The organism is Bifidobacterium sp. LH_424 (assembly GCF_056356895.1).
On the sequence record NZ_JBKEVC010000015.1, the window covers coordinates 1 to 24,545 of the forward strand.

The window sequence follows — 24,545 nt, forward strand, 5'->3', positions numbered from 1 at the left end:
CGCCAAGCCGGCGCGCCGCGGCCTTATAGCCATGGCCCTCATGGAAGACACCAACGACGAGCCGCATGAAACCATCGTCATAACGACGCCTGCGATTCCCGGACATGAGAAACCGCACCTCCAATCATCGAATCCGAATTACTTCAGTCCAACAATCAGGGTGCGGTTCAGTCAGAGGGGGCCAAGGATGGACGGACTGCCTACGGCCCCACACCAGAGAGGGCCAAGAGTCCTAAAACAAAGGCCTGCGTGATGGATGTCCATCACGCAGGCCTCCTCGTATGCACGTCGCCCTTTACTTCGGCCAGCCCTTCGGGGTGTGCTCCAAAGACCAGACGCCGAGCTTGTGGGAGAAGCTGTTCTGCCACTTCGCTTCGAGCTGTTCGGCGGTGAGGCGGTTCTCGGCGGACTTGAGGCGGTTCATCGCGTTCGTGTGCGTGTCGTCGAGCAGCCACTTGCGGATGAGGAAGTTCCACACCATCACGACGGCGGTGGCGATCAGCTTGCCGACGTTCGTGCGCAGCAGGTATTCCGCGTGCTGCGTGACGTAGGCGTCGTGGTTCATGCCGTAGGTGGAGATCCAGATGATCGCGTCGTTCATGAACAGGCCGATCACCGCGCCCACGACGAAGATGACGATCTCCATCCAGCGGGCCATGTCGTCACGATGCTTGAACACGAACTTCATGCTCGCCAGATAGTTGAAGATCAGCGAGATGATGAACGAGATGGTGGCAGCGATCACGTTGTGCATGTGGAACACGCCGACCAGGATGTTGAGGATGCCCCAGTCGATGATGAAGGCGATCACGCCGACGATGCCGAATTTCATAAGCTGTGCGATCAGTTTTCTCACAAGGGGCCATTCAACACCATCCATCTGACCGGAAGGCCGCTCCCCCGCCAGTCAGCCAACAATCTCCCCATTCGGGAACCGCCCGCCAACGCGCCTATCATGGCTATGACACCGGCTATGACGCATGGGGTGTCATGCGAAAGCGAACAGCGAAAGGCGGAGGACGGCATGGACCACATCAGGATGTATATCGATGGACGGTGGATCGATTCCCCGTCCGGAAGGACGGCGCAGATCATCAACCCCGCCGACGGCCGCCCGGCGGCGACGATGACGCTCGGTACCGCCGAGGATGCGGACAGGGCCGTCGCCGCCGCCGAACGGGCGTTCAGGCCCGGCTCGTCATGGCGGGAACTCGCCACGGACGAACGCGCGGAACTGATGCTCAAGGCCGCCGACCTGATCGAGGAGCGTGCGGACGAACTGGCCACGGCCGAGACCAACAGCGTGGGACGCGTATACCGGGAGACCAGATACGACGACGTGTATGCGGCCAGCGGCGCGTTCCGCTATTACGCCGGACTCGTCCACGAACTGCAGGGCAGGTCCTCCACCGCGAACGGCGACATGATGACCGTGACCGTCCGCGAGCCGCTGGGCGTGTGCGCAGTGCTGGCGCCATGGAACTATTCGATGGGCACCACGGCCGCCGGGATGGCCCCCGCGCTGGCGGCCGGCAATACGGTGGTGGTCAAACCGTCGTCGCTCTCCCCCGTCGCCACGGCGATGATGGTCCAGGCCATGGCCGATGCCGGATTCCCCGCAGGCAGCGTCAACCTGGTGCTCGGCTCCGGCTCCGAGGTCGGCACCGCCATCGCCCGTAACGAGCACGTGGCCAAGATCACCTTCACCGGCGGCACCGAGACCGGCAGGGACATCATCGCGAAGTCCGCGACCAGCGTCAAACGCTATGCGATGGAGCTGGGAGGCAAATCACCGTTCATCATCTTCGACGACGCGGATCTGGACGTCGCCGTCGACCGGCTCATGTTCGGCGTCTTCCTCAGCCAGGGGCAGGTGTGCGTCGCGGGTTCGAGACTGCTGGTCCAGGACACCGCCTACCGACGGGTGATGGACCTGCTTGAGGAACACGTTCCCGCAATCCGCATCGGCATGCCGATGGATCCGGACACCGAGTTCGGTCCGATGGTCTCCAAGCGGCACATGGAACGGGTGCTGGACTACATCCGCATCGGCCGGGAGGAAGGCGCCAAGGTACTCATCGGCGGCCACCGGATCACCGAGGGCGAGTTCGCGCAGGGATATTTCGTCGAACCGACCGTGTTCGTGGACTGCACTCCGGACATGCGCATCGTGCAGGAGGAGATCTTCGGCCCGGTGCTCACCGTGCAGACCTTCACGGATGAGGCCGAAGCCATCCGACTCGCCAACGACACCCGCTACGGTCTCGCCGGCGGCGTGTTCACCTCGGACATGGGCCGGGCGCTGCGCGTGTGCACCGGCGTGGACACGGGCATCATGTGGGTCAACACGTATATGGACGACACCCAAGGCATGTCGGTCAGCCCCCACGGGCAGAGCGGCACGACCGTGGACGGCGGTCTCGACGGGTTGAAGGAGTACACCGTGCTCAAGCAGATCAATCTGAAGTTCACCCCGTCCAAGGCGGGCTGGTTCAGCGGCGTATCCGGGAACTAGACTGGGGCCGTACATCGTACCATATTCCGTCAAGGAGGAATCATGCCCGTCATCCATACCCATGTGTCCGTGAAGACCACGAAGGAGCAGCGCGAGGCGCTGAAGGCCGCGTACGGCAAGGCGATCACCGCCGTGCCGGGCAAGTCCGAAGGCTGGCTCATGTGCCCGTTCGAGGATGATATGCCGATCTACTTCGGCGGCTCCGACGACCAGCCGGCCGCCTACGTGGAGGTCAACGTGTTCGGCCGCGGCGCCATCCCCGGCTCCGCGTGGGAGAAGCTCACCAAGAGCATCATGGCCGCGCTGAACGGCGAGCTCGGCATCCCCGAGGACCGCACGTACATCCGCTACACCGCCACCTCCGACTGGGGCTGGAACGGCGGCAACTTCTGAGCCGCTAGCGACAGAAGACGGAAAACCCCGCCATTGTGGCGGGGTTTCGTTATTGTCCTGCGACGCTCGCGACGCTATCGCTGCTCGCTGCTACGAACAGTCCACCGGACTGTTCGTCAGACGATCTTCGGCATCGGGGTGGTGAGCGACGTGGTGAGGTTCACGTGGACCAGGCCGGCGCCGGCGTGCACTTCGACCTTCTTCAGGGTCACGGTGCGCTCGTCCTCCGGGGCGCGGTCGTTGTCGGTCATCGTCGCCGGGGACTTGACCGCGACCAGCGCGAGATCGGCGAGGGAGAAGCCGGCGGACTCGCACAGCTTCACGGCCTCGTCGCGGGAGGCGAGGAAGCCGTCCTTGAACTTGACGCGGTCAGCCGGAACGCCGTACGCGTGCTCGGCGACCCACTTCACGTTCTCGATGACGGACATGCCCTTGTGGCTGTGCGGACGGGCCGGCATCGAGCCGTTGGTGAGCACGTCGACGAACGCGTCGAGCTGCGGGGCGAGCGCCTCGCCGCCGTCGCGGTACAGGTTGCCGATGATCGGATCGCGGAACTCGAGCTTGGCGGCGGTCTCCTTGAGGGCCGGGATCTGGTCGTCCTCGCCGTCCCACAGGTTGATGAGCGGGAACGTCGGGATGTCGAGGCCTTCGAGACGGTTCACGTGGAACGGGTAGCGCCAGGAGAGCTCCGGATCGTCGCGCCACGTGGACGCGCGGGTCACGACGATCGCGGCGGACGGCCACTGCGCGTCGAACTCGCGGCAGGCGATGTCGAGCCACTTCTGCGCGCCGGCGTCGGTGCCGTAGCCGGCTTCGACGATGACGACGTCGTGCAGCGCGCACGCCATCTCGACGGAGACGAGCGTCGGGATGCCGATGGACACGTTGGCGAACGGGCCGCCGTGCACGTAGACCGGGGAGCCGTTGACGGTCTCCGTCTTCGCGGGCTTGACCGCGTCGGCGAGGATGCCGGTGATGCGCCACAGGTCGACGAACTCGCCGAACGTGACGGCCTTGCCATCCTTCGTGCCGGCGATCATCTTCGCGACGCGCTGGCCGATCTCGTCCATCGAACGGGACAGCACGACGATCTGCATGAGCTCGCAGGTCGGGGTGAGCACGACCTTCTCCTTGACGTCGCCCTTGCCGTAGTCGACGGCGATGGAACGCAGGGAGCGGGACGGCACTTCGGAGACGCGCGGCACGAGGATCGCGTCGAGCTTGCCCTCGTCGACGGCCTTCTCGGCGAAGGAGACGAGCAGGTTCTGGGCCGCCTCGATGGCGCCCATCTCGCCGCACAGACCCCAGTCGATGAGCTCCGGGTGGGTCAGGGAGGCCTTGCCGCCGCCGGACGCGCCGCCCTTGGAACCGGCGGCGGTGATGCCCATGCTCGGCTGGCGCAGCACGGCGGCCGCGTCGATGCCGCGCTCGTTGAGCGCGTCGATCAGGGCGATGGTCGTCGTGGTCTTGCCTTCGCCGCGCGACGCCTTGAGCGGGGTGTCCGCCGTGACGAGCACGACCTTGCCGTGCTTGCGCGGGGCGTCGGGGTTCTTCTTCAGGTAGTCGAGGTAGCCGAACGCGTCGATCTTCTCGACCAGACCATACTGGCTGGTGAAGTCTTCGATGGTGGTCATTGTTCTCCTATGTCTCCTACTCGCATCCGAAGATGCCGGAATCAACGCGCACAATGATGCCACACCCATTGGCACGTATTGTTTCATAGCCTACAACCCGTGATTCCCGAGACTCGATTCCGCGGGCGAAGCGCCTACCTTACCCGAGACCGTATGTCTCGTGACGCCGCCCACATGGCCAAGCCAGCATCCGAGCGGGATGGTGAGCACGCCGCCGATGATGAAGATGAGCCGCACGTCGATCATGTCGGACAGCGGCCCGAAGACCATCATGCCCAGCGGGGTACCGAAGGTGGAGAACGCGTTCAACAGTCCGAACACGCGGCCCTGCATGTCCTCCGACGATTCCTGTTGGAGCATCGTGAACGCCGGCGATGCGGCCAACGGCGTGGCCAGTCCGGTCAGGAAGTCGATGATCAGGAACACGAGCAGCGTCGGCGCAAGGCCCAATCCGGCCGTGGTGATGCCAATCAGCACGAATCCCACGGCCACCGCGCGCAGGCAGTCATGGATGCGTTTGGCGCCGATGGACGACATCAGCAGCCCGCCGAGAATCATGCCGATGCTCCACGCCAGCTCGTTGGCGGCCAGTTTGTCCGACGTGCTGGAGAGCACGGCGAACCCGAGGTTCAGGTCATCGTGCCGGTATTCGCGGTTGATCAGTAGCAACGTGAGGTTCATCGGCGCCACGTTGATGAAGCAGACCAGCGCGTTGCCGAGGATGACGCTTCTGATGCGCCGGGACCGCCACGCGTACGCGAAGCCCTCCCGCAGGTCTCGGATGACGCGCGCAGTGGTGCCGGGGGTCGCAACGGTTTCTCCAGCCGTCTCGCCGCCGGTCTCCTGCACGTCGGCCGATTCGGGGACGCGTATGCACGCCGTGAATCCGATGCCGATGACAGCCGTGGTCACGTCGACGAACAGGATTGCCCACAACGGCAGGACATTGACCAATACGGCGGCCAGCGCGGGCGCGGCAATCTGATTGGCGGACTGCAGGGTCCCGTTGACGGAGTTGACCCGCATCAGCTTGGATTCCGGTGTGATCTGCGGAATGAACGACTGCACGGCCGGAGTCTGCACGCCACCTCCCGCCGACCGTAGGGCGAGCACCAGCATGATCAGCAGAAGATCCGCCCAGCCGGTCGCGAACGCCGCGGCCAGCAGGACGGTGAGACCCGCGATCACGGCATCGGGCAGGATGATGAGCAGTTTACGGTTCCACCGGTCGGCCCAGACGCCGCCGAACATGGACACCACGGCCTGCGGCAGGCACGTGGCGATCATCGCCGCAGCCATGACCGAACCGGAATCCGACCGCATGACCAGATGCCAGAAGATAGCGTATTGCACGACCGACGACCCCAGCAATGAAAGCGTCTGCCCGGTCAGCAGCAATGTAACCCGCCGTTTCCAGGTCGTGCCGCGCGATGGGGCCGCCGGCTGGCGGTCAGTTGGGCTGAGGGAGCCCGATGATGGCGTATTGGATGACGTATGAAGTGAAGTATTGTCCGAGGTATTGGTTGACATGACGATCCTTGGGTATCCGTCTCCCGCATGCCGATGAACGGGAGGTCCGATGATGACGACGGACGGCGCACGGATACAGCTCGAACATGGTCGCCGAAAACCGCTGAATCGATGGCATGCCGACGGCCACGCGTCGGCGTGGGAAAGGCATACGAAGGGCCATAGGGAAAAGGCCATAGGGCCGCAACAGCGGTGAAACGGGAGACGACGAGCCGCGTTACGCGCGCCCGCCGGTCACGCGCGGGCGGAACTGGATCCTCGCCATCACGCATGACATGATCATCATGCAACATCTCATGCGCGTCACGATACCAATCCGCCGAACCGCTCGCGCACGGCATCCGGAATCCGGACGAACCCCAGGAGTCTCCCCCACCCCCATACACCAGCGGCCGGAAGAGGAGCGTCGCCTCTTCCGGCCGCTGTCCGGCGTATCGGGCATCTCACGCGCAGCACCTGATCACGCAGGCGGCTGCGCCGGGCGTATCCGGACGAACCTAGAAGTCGGACATGTGGAAGCCGTTCTTCATGGCCATGGAGCGCGTGTACAGCACGGAGTCGAGCAGCTTGTCGGTCTCGACGCGCAACTGGTCGGCCATGGTCTGGTTGGCGGCGGCCAGAATCCCGCGCACCTCGCCGTTGCGCACGGCGTCGATGATTGCGTCCGGCTCGAGCGGCTGCACGTCGCCGTCCACGTTGTCCGCCTCGAACTCCTCTTCGGCGGCGGATTCCGCGGCGGCCTCCGCGTCCGTGAGACCCAGCCGCGCGACCTGTTCGTCGGTGGCGGCGACGAGACGATGCCCGGCGGCGAGCGTCTTCTGCTGGTAGCGTTCGACGGCGTTCGCGGTGTCGGCGAACGCGCCGTCGCACAGGGCGGCGATCACGCGGTTCGCCCAGTAGAAGTTCTCGGTGGTGACGCGCGTCGTCGTGTCGGCGAGGTAGGAGGGGGTCGCGTCCACGTTCGGGTAGAACGGGACGAGCGTGTTGAACGGGTTGGAGCCGTACGCCATCCACTGGATCGCGCGGTTCGCCTGCGGACGGTACGGGCGGATCTGCAGCACGGCGAGCTGGCTCTGGCGGTTGATGCCGATCGGACGGTACATGTGGCGCGTGTGCTCGTCGCCGCGCTTGCCGTACGGATCGTACGGGGTGCCCTGGTAGTGACCGGACAGCACGTACTTGACGTCCTCGATCGTGATCTTACGCTCGGGCTGGCGGGCCCACGGGATGTCGTTGTTCTCCGGGCCGTGGTCAGCGTCCGCGCCGTCCCACACCTCGTCGTACGGGTTGAGGAAGCGCTGCATCCACCAGGCGCGCGGCGTGTTGTACACGTGGTCGGAGTCGGAGTGGGAGCCGAACGCGTCGCGCGGGTTGAACGGCGTCGTGTTCTCGACGGCGAGGTCGAGATGGTTCTCCTCGATGAACTCGGCGAGGTCGGCGGAACACATGTGGTCCTCCTGGTCACCGAGAGCGTCGTCGAGGTCGAACTCGTCGATGCCGAGCTGGTTCGGCATCGTCACGTACGCCTCGTCCGGCACGCGCTTGGCGATCCAATGATGGCCGCCGACGGTCTCCATCCACCAGATCTCGTTCGCGTCGGAGAACGCGGTGCCGTTCATCTCGTACGTGCCGTACTCCTCGAGCAGCGCGCCGAGGCGGGCGACGCCCTCGCGCGCGGTCTTCACGTACGGCAGGACGATGGTGAGGAAGTCCTCCTCGCCGATGCCGCCGGGGATCTCCGGCTCGTAGTCGGCGTCGCCGGGCGTGCCGTGCGCCGGGACGCGCTCGACGAACGGGTCGGCGCCGAGCACGCGCTCGTTCGTGGTAAGCGTTTCGGTGGCGCTCATCGCGACGTTCGCCTCGTTGACGCCCGCCTCGCCCCAGATGCCTTCCTTGCGGTCCGCGTTCGGCACGGACGTGTACTGCAGCGGATCGTCCGGCAGGTCGATCTCGACGTGCGAGATGACGGACTTGTAGCGGCGCGGCTGGTCCTCGGGCTTGATGACGAGGAACTGCTTCGGATTGAACTCGCCGTTCGCGGAATCCTCGTTGCGGGCGATGATGGTCGAGCCATCGTAGCTCGCGTCCTTGCCGACCAGAATCGTGGTGCAGGCCATAGGTATGTGTTGTCCTTTCTGTAGTGCGTTTTTCCGTAGACGTTCCGTAGGTGCGGTGTCGCCTCCCTCTGACGAGGGAGGTGTCATGCGAAGCATGACGGAGGGAGAGACGGGAGCGGCCCGCGGGCCGCGGGAAACGGCATCGCGCAACGCGCGATTCATGCCGTTGCGGACCGGCGTCCGTGGTCTCTCCCCCACCCGGCTTCGCCGGGAGCCCCCTCGTCAGAGGGGGCCGAGGAAAGCGCCATGCGCCGTGGGGCGCGTGTCCGAGGCGGCCCGGGCGCGCGATCAGGCCTTGCCGGTGAGGAAGATGCCGGCCTGGTCGGGGGTCTCGCCGGCCTCGCGCAGCTTGTGGAGCAGCTCGTTCATCCAGAAGCCCTGATTAAGTCCGGGCAGCGGGTTTTTGGTGGCGTAGACGTGCAGGTAGTAGTCGTGGTTCTTGTCCGGCGGCTGCGGGCCGTTGTACCGCATGGTGACGGCCGGGTCGTTCTCGCGGCCCACAAACTTGGAGGCGGACGAGTTGCGGCCCTGCACGGCCTCGGGGATCATCGAGGCCATCTGGCGGGAGAAGTCCGGCGGGATGGCGAGCGCGTGCGCATCGTTGAAATCGAACATCAGCGCGTCGATGGGCAGGTTCGCGACGGTCCAGTGGATCCATTCGAATCCGCACACGGGAATCGAGTCGGGGTCGGTGAACGTCCAGTGCAGATACTGGGCGTCCGGCGAGACCTCGTCGATGTAGAAGGGGAAGGAGATGACGGGCACGCCGCCCATGCGGTATTCGGGAGCCGCCGCCTTGGCGAAATCGTCCGGAACCACGGTGAAATCAGCTGAGATCTTCATGTCTCCCAGTGTATCGCGCGGAAACGCGGCGAACGCGACGGGAGATGCGCGCGGATGGCGGAACGACGGAACGACGGAACGACGACGCGCCCGTCCGCCGCGAACGTGCGGACGGGCGGGCGCGGGAACGCCGGATACGGTGGGGAGGACCGCCGTCGGACGGTCCTCCCCACCATGACGTGATATCACAAACAATGTCACGTGATGTCGGTCACGTCACGTCGGTCACGTCACGTCACGTCGCGCGTGACGGTGACGACGTGACGCGCCGCCGTTCACCGCCTCGCGCGATCGACCATGAAGGCGGCGCCGCCGGCGATCAGGCACAGCAGCATGAGCGCGATCGGCACGACGATCGAGGTGCCGGTGTTCGCCGTCGTCCCGGCGGACTTCGCCGCGCCGTCGGCCTTGGCGGCCGGCTTCTCCGCGGAGCCGTCGGACGGCTTCTCCGACGGTCCCGCCGGCTGGTCCGGTTCGGACGGGTTGCCCGGTTCGGACGGTTCCGTCGTCGCCTTCTTCAGCGTGCCGGAGAGCGCCGTGATGGCGTTCTCGATGGACTGGGCGTCGGAGGTCCTGGCGTCGTACTTGAGGTAGGCGGCGTCCGCGAGGTTCGCGGCGAGCGTCTTGGCGTCCGCGATGGCCTTCTCGAACGCCTTGCGGCTGGCTTCGGTGTAGGTCGTCTCGTAGCTGTCGGCCTTGGTCGTCGCCTCGGCGTCAGCAATCTTCCCGTTGAGGTCCGGCAGCTTCGACAGGTCGACGTCGTCGCCCAGCTGACGCACCTTCTCATCGGTGGTGACGCCGATGAACTTGCCGAACTTGGCGGTGTTGTCGTTGCCGTCCGCGTCGGTGTTCGTCAGGCCGGGATCGTTGCCGTAGACGGCGGTGCCGTAGGTGGCACCGGTCGTGCTGTCGGGATCCGGGGTGCCGTTGCCCTGGTAACGCAGGAGGAACTTGCGCGACCAGCTCGTGATGTTCGGACCGCTGCCCACCGGCGCGCCCACACCGTTGATGATGGTGTTGAACGTGCGGACGGCCTTGGCGTTGTCGTCCGCGTTCTTCAGATCGGCGAACGACTGGGTGGCGACGTTCTCGATGATCACGCCCTTGGAGTTCGGCACTTCGACGGCGTTGTCCATCTCCATGGCCGTGGTGCCGGCGCCGGTGTGCTGGTCGGGATCGGTGGGATCGCCGTCATCCTGGGTGCCGGCGTCCTTCGCCTTCTCGGGACCGGTGTAGATGAACACGTTGTAGATGCCGAGGCCCACGGCGTAGTGCTTCTTCACGGTGTTGGCGACCTTGTAGGCGGCGTAGCCCTTCACGGTGCCGTTGTGGCTCATCCAGCCGGCCTGATCGACCGGGTCGTAGCACTTCTCGTTCTGGTAGAAGAACGTCTTGCCGTTCTCGCCGTTCCAGAGCGTATCGTACTCCTCGTGGTGCTCGTTGAACAGGGCGTACGCCGTCACGTCGTCGCCGTTCACGACGAGGCCGTTCTTGGAGTAGTTCCACTGCTTGCCCCAGCCGACGCCGGCGCCGTGGTCGGCGCGCCAGATCCAGAAGTGGTCGGCGATCGTGTTGCCGGTGTTGATCTCGATGCCGGTGTCGGCCGAGGTCGTGCCGTCGGTGGTGCCGCCGATGCGGAAGAAGATGTCCTGCAACTCGATCGGGTTCTTGGCGTCGCCGGCGGTCTTCGTGGTGCCCACCTGCAGCAGGTACTTGGAGTGCTTGCCGGCGTCGAGGATGAGCCCGGCGAGGCGGACGCCCTTCTGGGCCTTGTCGGAGACGCGGATGGCCGTATCCTCGTTGTCCGAGATGATGGTCGCCATGCCGGTGCCGAGGACGACGACGCCGCTGCGGTCGATGTCGATCGGGGTCTCGGCATGGTAGATGCCGGGCGTGAGGTAGATGTTCTTGCCGACAGCGATCTGCTTGTTGATCTCGGCGGCGGTGTCGGTCGGCTTGGCGATGTAGAACTCGGAGAGCGGGATGCTCGTGCCCTTGCCCATGCCGTCGTTCGCCTTGCCCTTGCCCCAGCTGACGCCCTTGGCGTTCTCGCGGTAGCCGGGCACGAACACCTGGTATTCGCCGTTGTCGTCAAGGTAGAGGAACGGCTTCTCGGCGATTTTCTCGGTGGAGTCGATGGCGGTCGTGACCTGCTGGTTGTTCCCGTCGCCGGCGATGCCCCAGTTGCTGGTGCCCTTGGTGCCGACGAGTTCGGTGCCGGTCTTGCCGTCGGAGCCGGGCACATTGCTCGCGGTCACGCCCTGCAGGAAGTTGTTGAGCGTGGTGCCGTACGCCGCGCCCTTGAGCTCGGAGTTGCGGGTGTAGAACTGCTGGCCGGATGCGGTGCCGGCGGTGTTGCCGCCGTCATCGCCCTCGAGCTTGGAGTCGGCGGTGTAGCCGCCGGACGCCCAGCCGTAGTTCCAGTCGTAGGCGACGGCGCGGTCGGTCCACACGCGGCGCATCGGCGCGGCCTGGGCGACGCCCCAGTTCATGTAGTCGGGGCGCCAGGACTGGTTCAGCTCGGCGGGTCGCGAATCGCCCGGCGCGAACGTGGCGTTGCCGGACTTGCCGTTCTCGGTGTGGGTGTTCTTCACGCCGAGGTTCTCGATGGAACGCCAGAAGTTGCAGGTGGCGTTGCCCTGCTGGGCCGAGGCGCCGGCGTTCGCGGCGAGGTAGGAGGACGTGGAGATGTTGTTGAGCATCGTGTCGGTCGGAATCTTGCCGAGGCCATTCAACGAGGTGTAGAAGCCCACGTTGATGTTGGAGATCACGTTGCCGTCCTTGACGTAGCTGCCGGGCTTGAAGTAGACCTGCCAGTGGTCGCTCCTGAACTGGGCGTCGGCGGCGATGTCGTTCTGCTTGGTGAACAGGTCGGCGAGGACCTTGTCGACCTTGACCATGTCATCGGTGGGGGCGAACACGAGCGTGTGGTCGCCGAAGAGCTCACGGTCGAGGGAGGCGGCGGTCTCGGGCAGGTCGGAGGCGTCGCCGTCCTCGTTCACGGTGACGACCTTGTAGTAGTTGGCGTATTTGCCGCCCTCGTTGAGCTTCTCGTCGGTGTAGGTGGTGCCGGTCACGGGCTTGTCGCCGGTGACGCTCACGAAGTCCTCGTCCGCGGCGTAGGCGGACTTGGCGCGCAGCACCTTGTAGCCCTTGGCGCCCTCGACCTTGTCCCAGGTGAGCGTGATGGCCTTGCCGTTCTTGGCTTCCGCGGCCTTCACGTTCGTCGGCGCGGCCAGACGCACGCCCTTGGCGGTCGTCAGCGCGACGGCGTCGGTCGCGGCGGAGGCCGCGGCCGTGCCGTTGAGGCTCTTGACGGTGACGTCGTACGAGGTGCCGGCGGCGAGGTCGCCGAGCGTCGCCTGGGTGGCGGTCGTCTTGAGCGTGACGGCCTGCTTGCCGGCGTCGGTCGGCGTGGCGTCGATCTCGTAGTCCGTGACGAAGGAGTCCCTGGCAGCGGTGAAGCTCACGTCGGCCGTGGCGTTGGTGACGTTGGACACGGTCACGCCGGTCGGCGCGGCGGGCGTCTTGTCCGTGTGGACGATGAAGTGCCCCGCGGCGGCGTCCACGGTGTCGGTGGAGTCGGTCACGACCAGATTCGTGCCGTCGGACTTGAAGAGCTCGTTGGTGTCGGTGTCCTGGAAGGCGACGGTGCCGTCGCCGGCGGGCACGAGTTTGATGGATTCCCAGCCGCCGTAGCCGCCGTCATCCTTCACGCAGACCTTGCCGTTGTTCTCCGCGGCGATGCTGGTCCAATCGGTGTTGTTGCGGACGTGGCCGCCCTTGAGGCGGGCGTTGCTCTTCTTGCCTTTGACCGTGACCGTGCGGGCGCCGTTCTGGTCGCCCCAGCCGACGATGCTCCACAGCGTGGAGTCGTCGGACGCGGCGGTGAACGTGACGGGCGAGTTCACCGTTCCGGGATCGGTGACGTACTCGCCTGAACCGACGTAGGCGTCGCCGTCCTTCTTCGCGAGCTCGATCCTGATGTCGTTGCCGAGACCGGCATCGGCGGTGGCATCGGCGGCCTGGGCCGTGGAGGCGGCCGTCAGACCGCACAGCAGCGTGGCGCACGCGACGAGCGCGCCGACCGCGGCGCGCCATCGGGTCGAAGCCCCTCCTTCATTGGAGTTCCCCATGAGATTCCTTTCTTCCATCCTCACCCGTCCTCCGTGGCCGGGTGCATGAGTACATGAATGCATGCAGTGCATAAGGCGCATAACGCGCATAAGCGCGTGAACGACATCGCGCGTGAACGACATGAAGAAGGCCCGCCGCATGACTCGGCGGGCCTTCAGGAGCCTTCCCGCGGATGTTGCGACCGCGAGAACGCGCGGCGATCGGACTACAGCTTCTCGCCGTTGCTGGCGATCACGTCGCGGTACCAGTAGAACGACTTCTTGCGGCTGCGCTGGTAGCTGCCGTTGCCGTTGTCGTCCGCGTCGACGTAGATCATGCCGTAGCGCTTCTTCATCTCGCCGGTACCGAAGGAGATGACGTCGATGCATCCCCACACGGTGTAGCCGATAACGGGAACGCCGTCGTAGTCGATGGCCTTCCTCACCTGCTCGATGTGCGAGCGCAGGTAGTCGATGCGCGCGTCGTCGGCGATGTAGCCGTCCGAATCGGGCGTCTCGTACATGCCGATGCCGTTCTCCACGATGAAGATCGGCTTGCCGTAGCGTTCGAACAGCGAGCACAGCACGTAGCGCAGGCCCACCGGGTCGATCTGCCAGCCCCAATCGGTGGCCTTGATGTACGGGTTCTTCACCTGGCCGGGCAGGCCATGGCCGTCGAACTCGGGCACCTTCTCGGCGGAGACGGCCGCGCTCATGTAGTAGCTGATCGAGATGAAGTCCACGGTGCCGGCCGCGATGATGTCGGTGTCGCCCGGCTCCATCTCGATGTCGAAGCCCTCGCGGTCCCAGCGGTTGAGCAGGTAGCACGGGTATTCGCCGTTCACGTACACGTCGCCGAACAGGTAGCGGTCGCGCATGAGCACTTCCGCGAGCATGACGTCCTCGGGCTTGCAGGTGGCCGGGTAGATCGGCACCATGGCGAGCATGCAGCCGATCTGGAAGTCCGGGTTGATCTGGTGGCCGCGCTGCACGACGAGCGCCGAGGCGACGAACTCGTTGTGGATGGCCTGCCAGATCTTCTGCTCCACCTCATGCGGGGTGTCGTTCGGATCCGGAATGATGCCCGAATTCGTGTACGGGAAGATCTCGGTGTGCATCTCCATCTGGTTGTTGACCTCGTTGAAGGTCAGCCAGTACTTGACCAGATCCTTGTAGCGCTCCATCACTGTGGAGGCGAACTTGAAGTAGTAGTCGACGACCTCGCGGTTGGCGAAGCCGCCCATCTTCGCCAGATGCAGCGGCATCTCGAAGTGCGAGAGCGTGACGACCGGCTCCATGCCCTTGGCGCGATAGTCCTCGAAGAGCCTCTCGTAGAACTTCAGGCCCTCCTCGTTCGGCTCCTCCTCGTCGCCGTTGGGGAAGATGCGCGACCAGGAGATCGAGGTGCGGAAGCACTTGAAGCCCATCTCCTGGAAGAGCGCGTCGTCCTCGCGGAACGTGTGGTAGTAATCGATGCCGCGCTGGTTCGGATAGTTCTCGCCCGGGACCACGCCGTCGGTGATCCTGCGCGCCACGCCGTGGGCACCGCCGGTGAGCACGTCGCAGATGCTCGGTCCGCGGCCGTCCTCGTTCCAGGCGCCTTCGAGCTGGTGCGCGGCGACCGCGCCGCCCCAGAGGAAGTTGTCGGGGAATCCCATCTTCGGTCCTTCGCTCACTCGGCGGTCTTGCCGTCGAGGCGCTTGTACAGGTCGATAATCTCGACGACCATCGCGCGGAACACCTCGGCGGCCATCATCTGGTCCTCGACGTGGGTGAGCAGCAGGCCCATCTTCACCGGGTTGCCGGCGGCCTCGCGCTGCACGAGGCCCGCATGCACGGCGTGGCCCTCGCGGTAGCTTGCGTCGCCTTCGTCGATGGACGCCTTGGCGCCTTCGAAGTCACCTTCCTTGGCCTTGCTGAGGGCCTCCATGTAGTCGGACTTGGCGGTGCCGGCCGCGGTGATCAGCTGGAAGCAGGTGGTCTCCAGATCGAATTCTTCGTCTGCCATGTTGGTACGCTTTCTCGTTTTGTCGCTGTTTTGTCGCTGTATGTGTGTGGTTCGGATGGGCGGCGATCACTTGCCGGCGAGCTTGAAGGCGAAGTCGAGGACCTTGTCGCCACGGGCCATGCCGTAGTCCTGCGGGGCGATGACCTCGACCGGCTTGGTCTCGAACTCCTTCTTGACGTCCTTGAGCATGTAGCGCACCTGCGGGCCGAGCAGGATCACGTCGGCGTCCTGCGCGTTGGTTTCGAGGGTGGAGACCGGCATGGCGGAGACGTCGACGTCCTCGAGGCCACGCTTGGCGGCCGCGGCCTGCATCTTCTTGACCAGGATGCTGGTGGACATGCCATCGCTGCAGCACAGTACGATCTTCATGATGTTTCTCCTTTGAATGGTGAATGGTTGAAGTTGGATGTGAAGTTGGAGGTGAAGAGAGTGGGGCCGGCCTCACCGCGGGATGTGAGGAGGTTCGCGCGGGCCGGCCTGGATTGAGAGGTTGTTGTTCGTGGTAAGTGTCGGTGTCAGGCCGTCCGGCCGGTCTCACGGCCGGACGGCCTGCGGTCCGCCGATCACTCGGCTTCGGCCGCGCCCTGCTCTTCCTTGAGGAAGACCTTGTCCTGCATCTTCACGAACGGGGTGTAGATGAGAACGGAGATCACGCCGATGATGACCTGCAGCAGCGCGCACTTCCAGCCGCCGAGGATGAAGCCGGAGATGATCGGCGGGGTGGTCCACGGCACCTGGACGGCGCCGAACGGGGCGATGAGGCCGAGCGAGACCGAGCCGTACATGATGATCATGGCGACCATAGGCGTCAGGATGAACGGGATCAGCATGATCGGGTTGAACACGATCGGCAGGCCGAAGATGACCGGCTCGTTGATGCCGAAGACGCCCGGGACGATGGAGAGCTTGGCGACGGTGCGCATCTGCTCGGACTTGGCGAAGATCAGGGCCGCGATCAGCAGGCCGACGGTCAGGCCGACGCCGGAGTACTTGCAGAAGCAATCGATCATCTGCGGGGTCAGGTAGTGGAAGCCGTTGGCCTTGGTGTACGGCGCGGTGCCGGCATCGAAGAGCTTCTGGTTGCTCAGCGTGTTGGCGAGCAGCAGCGGGGTGACGACGCCGGAGACGACGTTGGCGCCGTGGATGCCGCACCAGAACAGCAGCGACATGAGGACGATGATGATGATGGCGCCGGCCCAGGTATCGGTCAGGGACTGCAGCGGAATCTGGAGGATCTTGAAGATGAGCTCGGTCAGGGACAGGCCGCCGAAGACCTTGCACAGGTGGTACAGGATGGCGGAGCCGGTGACGACGAACAGGCCCGGGATGAGGGCGGAGAAGGCGTTGGTCACGCCGGCCGGAACCGCGTCGGGCATCTTGATCTTCAGGTCGTGCTTGATGCACAGGGTGTAGACCCAGCCGACGAGCAGGCCCATGATGATGGCGGAGATGATGCCGTTGGAGCCGGTCCAGGTCTGGTTGAAGATGCCGGAGAGCTCCGCGGTCTTCTTGCCCAGCTCGGGAACGTTGTCCTTGGTCAGGCTCATCGAGGACGGGGAGACGATGAAGAACGCGACCAGCGACAGCAGGCCGGAGGAGATGCCGTCGCACTTCTCGTTGCGGGCGTAGGCGTAGCCGATGCCGACGGCCACGATGATGGCCAGGATGTTGAACGTCGCGGCGTTCACCTGGTTGATGCCGGCGTTCCACTCATCGCCGAAGATGCCGGCCATGAAATCGCTGTAGCCGTCGAACGGCAGGTTGCCGATCAGCAGGAACAGGGAGCCGATCAGCGTGGCCGGCATGGTCAGGACGAAGCCGTCCTTCAGTGCCACCAGCGCCTTGAGGCTGGCGAACTTCATGAAGCCATTGAGCATAGCGTCGCCTATGGCTTGCATTTTCTCCTTCATCGTTTTTCCTTTCCTTGGATGGACTACGGCATCCATCCCATGTCCCTTATCCCGTCATTCAATGCCGAAAGACATCCACAACTTGCATTGTTGTCTATATCTTTTTGGGTTGTTTAAATAACGATGACTTAAGTATATACCCAGCGCACACGGTGTCAAATCAGGGCGAATGCCGCACCCGAAGCCGAAAAACGCCGTCGTTCCGCCATTGTTAGCGCATACAAAAAGGCCCGGCGACACGCCGGGCCTTAACTTACGTAAATCGCTTTTAAAAAGCGTACCAGAATTTCTCCGGGCACGCGCCTCGCGTCATTTCATCGAGGCCATCGCGTAGAACTTCGCGTTCCTGTAGTGGTAGAGGTTCTTCGAGGCGTTGAACAGCTTGCCGTTCGTCAGGAACGCGTCGTCCTCGATGCAGATGGCGGGATCGCCCTCGTTGAGCTCGAGCAGGTGGGCCGCCTCGCCGCCCAGCCAGTCCATATGGATCACCTTGTCGACGAAGCCGAAGTTCAGGCCGAGATCGTCATGCACGTAGGAGTACAGGGACCCCTTCGCGATGTCCTCGTTGAGGAAGGGCACGTATTCCTTGAGATACCAAGCGGTCTCATAGCACAGCGGCTTGCCTTCCACGCGGCGCAGACGCACGACGCGCCACACCGGCGAGCCGACGGCGCAGCGCATGCGCTTCGACAGCGCCTCGTCGGTCTTCTCCAGCGCCACCTCGCACACCACCGATGTGACGCGGTTGCCGCCGAAATCGGCCGAGATGCCGTACGAGGTGCCGATCGGCATGTAGCCGCTGTCGCGCCCCTCACGCACGAACACGCCGTTGCCGCGCACGGGGAACACCTCCCCCGCCTCGGCGAGCACCGCGATGGCGCCGCGCACGAAATACCGGGAGAGCCCGTACTCCGCCATCAGCTGGTCCTCCGTGGGCAGTTTGCCCGTCTGCGAAAACTCCCCATCCGCGATGCGCTTCTGGATCTTCAACGCCAGTTCCCGCTGCTTGGAAGCCATAACCACCCTTTCCGTCCGGACGCGCGCGGCCGCCCATCGGCCGCCCGGGCAAGCGGATGCGCCGAGGACCGGCATACGGTGCCGATCGCCGACTATTACACATCACCGACTTGTCCACATAACCCGAGCACTATAGTACGCCCACGCCGCCGACGGGCCGAACGAGAAAAAGGCCCGGCCGGTCCCGCGGGGAGTGCTCATCCCACGGGACCGGCCGGGCCGGAAGGAGGTGACCCGGGTGAAGGGGAAGACCGGGTCACGGATGAATGGCGCGGCGGGTGATCCGGACGAAGGGGAATCCGGACGTTCCCGCCGCGCCAAGTGTGGTGTGGTTATCGACCAACCGAGGGCGATCAGTCGCCCCAGGCGGGCTTGTAGAAGTCGCCGTTGAGGGCGGCCTCGGCCTTGGCCTTGGCCTCCTCGAAGGTGACCTCGGCCAGCTGGGCGCGCACGTCGTCGAGGGCGACCGGCGTCATCGACAGGGAGTTCACGCCGATGCCGGTGAGAATCACCGCCAGATCCGGATCGGCCGCGGCCTCGCCGCACACGCCGACCGGCATGCCGTACTTGTTGCCGGCGTCCGCGATGAGCTTGATCATGCGCAGCACCGCCGGGTGCCATGCGGTCTGGTAGTTGGAGACGGAGCCGAGCGTACGGTCGGCGGCCATCGTGTACTGGGTCAGGTCGTTGGTGCCGATGGAGACGAAGTCCGCCACCTGGGCGACCTTGTCGGCCATCACGGCGATGGACGGCACCTCGGCCATCACGCCGACCTTCTTCAGACCGAAGCTCTTGCCGAGCTTGACGAAGTAGGCGGCCTCATGCTCGTCGGCGACCATCGGGGCCATGACCCACAGGTCGGCGTCGGTCTGGGCGTCGGCGGCGGCGAGGGCCTTGAGCTGGCCTTCCAGGACCTCCTTGTGCACGCGCAGCGTGCGCAGGCCACGCAGGCCGAGGGCCGGGTTCGGCTCGTCCTCCGGGGTGAGGAACGGCAGCGGCTTGTCGGCGCCCGCGTCGAGCATGCGGATGACGACCTTCTTGCCCGGGAACTGGGCGAGCAGCTCGGCGTACGCCTTGGTCTGCTCCTCGACGCTCGGCGGCTCGGAGTTGCCGATGAACAGGAACTCGGAGCGGAACAGGCCCACGCCCTCCGCGCCGTACTCCAGGGCGGTCTTGCCGTCGGCCGGCTTGCCGAGGTTGGCGAGCAGCGGCACGTGGTGGCCGTCCTTGGTGCCGCCGGCCTGGCCGCGCAGCTCCTTGGCGCGGGCGGCCTTCGCCTTGGCGTGCTCGGCCTCCTGGATCTCGGCCTCGGTCGGCTCGGTGACGACCTCGCCCTTGGCGGCGTTCACGATGATGGTCTCGCCGGTCTTGAGGTCCTCGGCACCGGCCGCGGAGACGACCGCGACGATGCCGCGGGCGCGGGCCAGAATCGCGGTGTGCGAGGTCGGGCCGCCCTGCGAGGTGACGATGGCGAGGGTCTTGGTGAGGTCCAAGCTGGAGGTGTCGGCGGGGGAGAGATCCTCGGCGACGAGCACGAACGGCTCATCGGACTCCGGCACGCCGGGGGCGGGCACGCCGCGCAGCTCGGCGATGACGCGCTGGCCGACGTCGTGCAGGTCGGCCGCGCGCTCGGCCTGGTAGCCGCCGATCATCCTGAACATCTCCTCGACCTGGGCGAAGCCTTCGAGCACGGCGCGCTCGCCGGTCTTGCCGCCGTTGACGAGGTTCTGGATGGAGGTGGCGAGGGCCGGGTCGGAGGCGAACATGGCGATGGCCTCGAGGATCGGGGCGGCCTTCTTGGCGCCCTCATCACCGTTCTTGGCCTCTTCGGCGCGGTGGTTCAGCTCGGCGTTGACGGTGGCCAGGGCCTTGGTGACGCGCTCGTTCTCGACGACGGCGCTGATCGACGCGTCACGACGCACGTCGGCCGGCTCCTCCAGCGGCGGGGCCATGCGGATGACCTTGCCCACAGCGACGCCACGTCCGATTCCGCTTCCGGTGATAACCATGTTGAGCACTCCTTTATGACTTTCGTTTCACCGCCGGCATGCCTGCGGCTCATCCCGCAGCAACCACCCTCTTGCTTCGCAAGCGGGTAATCCATTTACCGACATGTGTCAGTATACACAGAAAAACCATTGTGGCAACGCCGGTAATCGTTTTCTGCGTGTCGCGGAAAAACGTGCTATAGTGCTTACCAGCGCACATCAGTGACTGACGCGCGTGAAGGAATCCAGTAAGACCAAAGGAGTGCTCCATGGCAACCGCCACCCGTTCCACCGTCATCAACGACCCCGTCGGCATCCACGCCCGTCCGGCCGCCGAATTCGCTCAGGCCGCCACCGCCTCCGGCTGCACGGTCACCATCGCCAAGGGCGACGGCGCCGCCGTCCCGGCCGGCTCCATCCTGTCCGTCATGGGTCTGGGCGTCAAGCAGGGCGACACCGTCACCCTGACCGTCGAAGGCGACAACGCCGAAGCCGTGGTCGACTCCCTGGTCGAGACCCTGACCAAGGCCTGATTCGATGCTTCCGCCCGGCCGCAAGGCCGGGCCACGGGAACCCGCATCCGACGCGATTGCGCATACGCGTCGGGCCGATTCCCCTCCTATTGCAAGGCGAATTCGCCGTCCGCGCGGTATCATGCTGTGGCGGGCGGCGATTTTGTTTTTCCGCACATATGCGCACATAACAGGAAAGGGCACAGCACCATGGCCAACCGGGCGGCGAAATCCCCCAGTTCCATCCTCGAGGTCGCCACGTTGGCGCAGGTCTCGACGGCGACGGTGTCACGCGTGCTCTCCGGCCGCCGCGCCAAGGACGACGACATCGCGCACCGCGTGCGCAAGGCGGCCGCCGAACTCAACTACTCCGTCAACTACGCGGCCAGCGCGCTGCGAAGCGACGTGACGAACACGATCGGCCTGGTCATCCCCTCCGCGACGGACAGCTTCAGCGCCGGTCTGCTCGACGCGCTCGAACCGGTCGTCGACTCGGACAGCCGCCAGCTGCTGCTCGGCATCGGCGCGAGCGAGGCCATGCAGGCGGATCGCATCGAGGCGCTCTGCTCGCGCAAGGTGGACGGCCTGATCGCCGTCACCTCCGCCGGCAACGACCTGTCCCGCGTGTTCGACCGCTATGCGGACACGATTCCGATCGTCCAAGTGGGCGGCGACCAGCGCTCGTTCCGCACGAACATGGTCTCCATCGACGAGAACACGGCGATGGAGTCGATCATCCGCCATCTCGCCGAGCAGGGCGTGAGATACGTGGCCTACCTCGCCGGCAAGGAGGTCTCGTTCGAGTCGGCGGAACTGTTCGCCATGTTCCACACGCAGCTGCGCGCCGCCGGCCTCGACACCGTCAGCGCGTGGAACCGTTTCGGCGATTCGACGGTGCAGCGCGGCTTCGACTGCACGATCCGCCTGTTCGGCGAACACGGCCACCCGGATGCGATTGTCTGCGCGGACGACACGATCGCGTTCGGCGTGATGATGGCCCTGCACGCGCTCGGCATGAGCGTTCCGGAGGACATCAAGGTGGTCGGCTACAACGACTCCCCCATCGCCTCCGCCACCCTGCCGACGATGACCTCGGTACGCCCGCCCTACGACCGCATCGTCGCCGAGTCGTTGCGCCTCATCGAGGCGGACCCCGGGCACCCGAGCCACGTCGCCCTGCCGCCGCAGCTCATCGTCCGCGTCTCCAGCACGAAGCGCTGACGCGTCGCCTCGCGACGACGCGTCCCGCGCCCGCGGGCACCGGATGGAGTCACGGGATCAGCGCGCAGAACAACGCTTCGAAGACGAGCGTCGGATTGCCGTTGCCCATGAGCCGTTTGCGGGCGTGCGCCACCTCGTCGAGCCGTTCCAGCGTCGCCTCGCGCGACAGTCGCGCCGCCAGCTCGGTGATCGCCGCCCGGTTCTCCAGGTTGATGATCCCGACCGCGTCCTCCGCATCGTTCTGCAGGACGGCGATGTCGCGGTAGACGGACGCGATCGAGTTCAGCGCGCGGTCGAGCACGTCGCGGCTGCGACGCGTCGCCCGCCGCTTCATCTCGTCCTTCTTCGCGATCGCGTTGTACGCGCCGCGCAGTTTCGGCGGGATGCGGTCGTCCGGCCCCAGTCCGTTGACGCGGCGAAAATCCGCCTCGGCCTTCGCCGCCTGTCCGGCCACGTCCACTTCGGCCTGCGCCTTCGCGTTGTCGATGAGACGGCCGGCGAGCAGCACCGCGTCGGACGCCTTCGCGAGTTCCAGCACGCCGACGACGAGTTCGTCACGATCGGTCATGACGCGTTCGTCGGTCGCGTACAGTTTCGCGATACCGATATGCCCTTCCGCGAGCCGCGCCGCGCGTTTCGCCACATGCGGGTCCGCGCCGGCGTTCGATTCCAGGTAGGCGGCGACCGCGTCGGCGGGCGGCACGGCGAGGTTCACGATGCGCGTGCGCGAACGAATCGTCGGCAGCACGTCCTGCGCGCTCGGCGCGCACAACAGCCAGATGCAATGCTCGGCCGGTTCCTCGATCTCCTTGAGCAGCACGTTCGTCGTGCGTTCGAGCATGCGGTCGACGTCCTCGATGATGATGATGCGCCACGGCGCGGTGCTCGGCATCTGCTCGGACACGCCGATCAGCTCGCGCACCTCGTCGATGCCGATCGTCACCTTGTCGGTGGCGAGCACGCTCACGTCCGGATGCGTGCCGGCGAGCACCTGCTTCGTGACCTTCGTCGGCTCGTCGTCCATGCCATGATCGGGGCTTTCAAGCGCGGCGGCGAACGCGCGCGCGAGGTTCGATCGGCCCGATCCGGGAGGTCCGCAGATCAGCCACGACTGCGCGATCTGCTTCGGGTCGCCGGCGGCGAGCGCCTTCAGCCGTTCGACGACCGGCTTCTGCCCGATGATCGCATCCCATACGCTCATCGCGTCTCACCGCCCGCCGTCAGCGCCGCGAAATCGCGTTCGATGCACGCCCACACCGCGTCGATCGGCTGCGACGCGTCGACGACGCGGAACCGGTCGGGTTCGGCGGCGGCGAGCGTGAGAAACGCCTCGCGCGTGCGGCGCTGGAAGTCGTCGCCCGCGGATTCCATACGGTCCTCGTCGTGGGTGAGACGGGAGTGGGACAGCGACGGATCCATGTCGAGCAGGTAGGTGCGGTCCGGCAGGAGGCGGTTCGTCGCCCACATGCTCAATTCGCGGATTTCCGCGGCGGTGAGTTCGCGCCCGCCCGCCTGGTAGGCGAGGGATGAGTCGAGATACCGGTCGGTGATGACCACCGCGCCGCGTTCCAACGCCGGACGGATGACCTCGGCGACGTGCTGGGCGCGGTCGGCGGCGAAGAGCAGCGCCTCAGCGCGCGGGGCGATGTCGGCCTTCTCTCCCCCAGTCGTGCTTCGCGCGCCAGCCCCCTCGTCAGATGGGGCCGAAGCGGGGACGCCATGGAGGAGAAGGCTGCGGATGGCCTGTCCCAGCGGGGTGCCGCCGGGTTCCCGGGTGACGACGACCTCGCGGCCCGCGGCCTCCAATGCCGCGCGCAGCCGCTCGACCTGCGTGGTCTTGCCGACGCCGTCGACGCCTTCGAACGAGATGAACAGTCCGGTAGTCATGGTGATGGCCCGCCGCTACTTCTTCTTCGCGGTTCTGGAGGTCTTGGGCTTGGCGGCGACGACCGGCGGGCGTTCGAAGCCTTCGTTCGCGGTGAGCCAGTCGATGTCGCCCTTCACGGTGGAGGCGGTGGAGCCGATCTTCTCCGCGATGCGCGTGTTGGCCCAGCCCTTCGCGGCGAGCTTCCTCACCTCGGCGCGGCGTTCGGCGCGCTTCGCTTCGACGGCGCTCACCTTCGGCGCGGCCTTGGAGCCCTTCGCCGCGGAGCCCTTGGCCCCGGAACGCCCGCGTGAGCCACCGCGCTTGGTGGCCGGTCCCATCGCGCGCTTCTCCGCGAGAATCCGGTACGCGTCCGCCGGCTCGATGGTCGCCGGATCGTACTGACGCGGCAACGTGCGGTTGGTCTCGCCGTCGGTCAGGTACAGGCCGAAACGGCCCTCCTTGATGACGACGGGCTTGCCGCTCTCCGGGTCGTTGCCGAGCGCGCGGATCGGCGGCTTGGCCGCGCCGCGACCGCGACCGCGGTACTTGGGCTGCGCGAACAGGTCCTTCGCCTGGTCGATGGTGACGGTGAAAATCTCGTCCTCCGACCCCAGCGACCGGGTCTCGCTCGTCCCGTCCGCCTTCGTCTTGGTCAGGTACGGGCCGTAGCGGCCGTTGTTCGCGGCCACGGTCACGACGGCCGTCTCGCCGGTCTCCGCGTTCGTCTCCTCGTAGGAGCCGACCTCGCGCGGCAGACCGAGTAGCTTCAGCGCGTCCTCGAGCGTCACCGATTCGGGGCTCATCGTCTTGAACAGGCTCGCCATCTTCGGGCGCGGCGCATCCGACTTGCGCGAACGGCGCGGGGCCGGCTTACC

The 24,545-nt window shown here is 65.7% G+C and carries 19 protein-coding genes; 4 read left to right on the top strand and 15 right to left on the bottom strand.

The features are described from left to right. Window positions 1-295: 295 nt before the first annotated feature. A complete protein-coding gene (locus tag AC1AYP_RS10220) occupies window positions 296-832 on the bottom strand; it encodes a GtrA family protein (RefSeq protein ID WP_476544974.1) in 537 nt (178 codons plus the stop codon). Between the two features lie 207 nt (window positions 833-1,039). Here AC1AYP_RS10220 and AC1AYP_RS10225 point away from each other — a divergent pair, with 207 nt between their 5' ends. Beyond that, window positions 1,040-2,515, top strand: coding sequence for an aldehyde dehydrogenase family protein (locus AC1AYP_RS10225; protein ID WP_476544976.1), 1,476 nt, complete (start codon window positions 1,040-1,042; stop codon window positions 2,513-2,515). A gap of 42 nt (window positions 2,516-2,557) precedes the next feature. Further along, window positions 2,558-2,908, top strand: coding sequence for a phenylpyruvate tautomerase MIF-related protein (locus tag AC1AYP_RS10230; RefSeq protein ID WP_476502953.1), 351 nt, complete (start codon window positions 2,558-2,560; stop codon window positions 2,906-2,908). Window positions 2,909-3,024: 116 nt separating this feature from the next. Here AC1AYP_RS10230 and AC1AYP_RS10235 read toward each other — a convergent pair whose 3' ends face one another. From AC1AYP_RS10235 to ptsP, 11 genes are all read right to left on the bottom strand, one after another. Then, on the bottom strand, window positions 3,025-4,542 hold the full coding sequence (locus tag AC1AYP_RS10235) for a formate--tetrahydrofolate ligase (protein WP_476544977.1): 1,518 nt from the start codon (window positions 4,540-4,542) through the stop codon (window positions 3,025-3,027). 90 nt (window positions 4,543-4,632) lie between these two features. Continuing rightward, a complete protein-coding gene (locus AC1AYP_RS10240; protein ID WP_476544978.1) occupies window positions 4,633-6,072 on the bottom strand; it encodes an MFS transporter in 1,440 nt (479 codons plus the stop codon). A gap of 497 nt (window positions 6,073-6,569) precedes the next feature. Further along, window positions 6,570-8,189 carry a C69 family dipeptidase gene (locus AC1AYP_RS10245; protein ID WP_476544979.1) on the bottom strand — a complete coding sequence of 540 codons (1,620 nt, stop codon included), beginning with the start codon at window positions 8,187-8,189 and terminating at the stop codon, window positions 6,570-6,572. Window positions 8,190-8,477: 288 nt separating this feature from the next. Then, window positions 8,478-9,032 (bottom strand): YbhB/YbcL family Raf kinase inhibitor-like protein, encoded by a 555-nt coding sequence (locus AC1AYP_RS10250; protein WP_476547798.1) that lies wholly within the window; start codon window positions 9,030-9,032, stop codon window positions 8,478-8,480. Between the two features lie 275 nt (window positions 9,033-9,307). Continuing rightward, window positions 9,308-13,168, bottom strand: coding sequence for a fibronectin type III domain-containing protein (locus tag AC1AYP_RS10255; RefSeq protein WP_476547799.1), 3,861 nt, complete (start codon window positions 13,166-13,168; stop codon window positions 9,308-9,310). Between the two features lie 206 nt (window positions 13,169-13,374). Next, window positions 13,375-14,805: a 6-phospho-beta-glucosidase gene (locus AC1AYP_RS10260; protein WP_476532394.1), complete on the bottom strand. Its 1,431-nt coding sequence runs from the start codon at window positions 14,803-14,805 to the stop codon at window positions 13,375-13,377. A 14-nt stretch (window positions 14,806-14,819) separates the two neighbouring features. Beyond that, the gene (locus tag AC1AYP_RS10265; RefSeq protein WP_476502960.1) at window positions 14,820-15,155 is read right to left on the bottom strand and encodes a PTS sugar transporter subunit IIA; all 336 of its coding nucleotides are present in this window, start codon (window positions 15,153-15,155) and stop codon (window positions 14,820-14,822) included. A gap of 66 nt (window positions 15,156-15,221) precedes the next feature. Continuing rightward, the gene (locus AC1AYP_RS10270; RefSeq protein WP_476502961.1) at window positions 15,222-15,524 is read right to left on the bottom strand and encodes a PTS sugar transporter subunit IIB; all 303 of its coding nucleotides are present in this window, start codon (window positions 15,522-15,524) and stop codon (window positions 15,222-15,224) included. Between the two features lie 194 nt (window positions 15,525-15,718). Continuing rightward, window positions 15,719-17,065, bottom strand: a complete 1,347-nt coding sequence (locus AC1AYP_RS10275) for a PTS sugar transporter subunit IIC (protein ID WP_476502962.1) — start codon at window positions 17,063-17,065, stop codon at window positions 15,719-15,721. A gap of 309 nt (window positions 17,066-17,374) precedes the next feature. Beyond that, the gene (locus AC1AYP_RS10280; RefSeq protein ID WP_476547800.1) at window positions 17,375-18,082 is read right to left on the bottom strand and encodes a GntR family transcriptional regulator; all 708 of its coding nucleotides are present in this window, start codon (window positions 18,080-18,082) and stop codon (window positions 17,375-17,377) included. A gap of 353 nt (window positions 18,083-18,435) precedes the next feature. Next, window positions 18,436-20,091, bottom strand: a complete 1,656-nt coding sequence (ptsP, locus tag AC1AYP_RS10285) for a phosphoenolpyruvate--protein phosphotransferase (RefSeq protein WP_476502964.1) — start codon at window positions 20,089-20,091, stop codon at window positions 18,436-18,438. A gap of 248 nt (window positions 20,092-20,339) precedes the next feature. Here ptsP and AC1AYP_RS10290 point away from each other — a divergent pair, with 248 nt between their 5' ends. After that, window positions 20,340-20,603, top strand: a complete 264-nt coding sequence (locus AC1AYP_RS10290; protein WP_101623155.1) for an HPr family phosphocarrier protein — start codon at window positions 20,340-20,342, stop codon at window positions 20,601-20,603. Window positions 20,604-20,792: 189 nt separating this feature from the next. Continuing rightward, window positions 20,793-21,803 carry a LacI family DNA-binding transcriptional regulator gene (locus AC1AYP_RS10295; RefSeq protein WP_476547802.1) on the top strand — a complete coding sequence of 337 codons (1,011 nt, stop codon included), beginning with the start codon at window positions 20,793-20,795 and terminating at the stop codon, window positions 21,801-21,803. Window positions 21,804-21,852: 49 nt separating this feature from the next. On the opposite strand, the gene AC1AYP_RS10300 is transcribed toward AC1AYP_RS10295, so the two are convergent. Genes AC1AYP_RS10300 through AC1AYP_RS10310 form a run of 3 tightly spaced genes read right to left on the bottom strand, consistent with a single transcriptional unit; the run spans window position 21,853 to window position 24,494 of the window. Continuing rightward, window positions 21,853-23,004, bottom strand: a complete 1,152-nt coding sequence (locus tag AC1AYP_RS10300) for a DNA polymerase III subunit delta' (RefSeq protein ID WP_476547803.1) — start codon at window positions 23,002-23,004, stop codon at window positions 21,853-21,855. After that, on the bottom strand, window positions 23,001-23,690 hold the full coding sequence (gene tmk, locus AC1AYP_RS10305) for a dTMP kinase (protein WP_476547804.1): 690 nt from the start codon (window positions 23,688-23,690) through the stop codon (window positions 23,001-23,003). Before tmk ends, AC1AYP_RS10300 begins: the two co-directional genes overlap by 4 nt. A 15-nt stretch (window positions 23,691-23,705) precedes the next feature. Further along, window positions 23,706-24,494, bottom strand: a complete 789-nt coding sequence (locus AC1AYP_RS10310; RefSeq protein ID WP_476503006.1) for a topoisomerase C-terminal repeat-containing protein — start codon at window positions 24,492-24,494, stop codon at window positions 23,706-23,708. Window positions 24,495-24,545 lie beyond the last annotated feature (51 nt).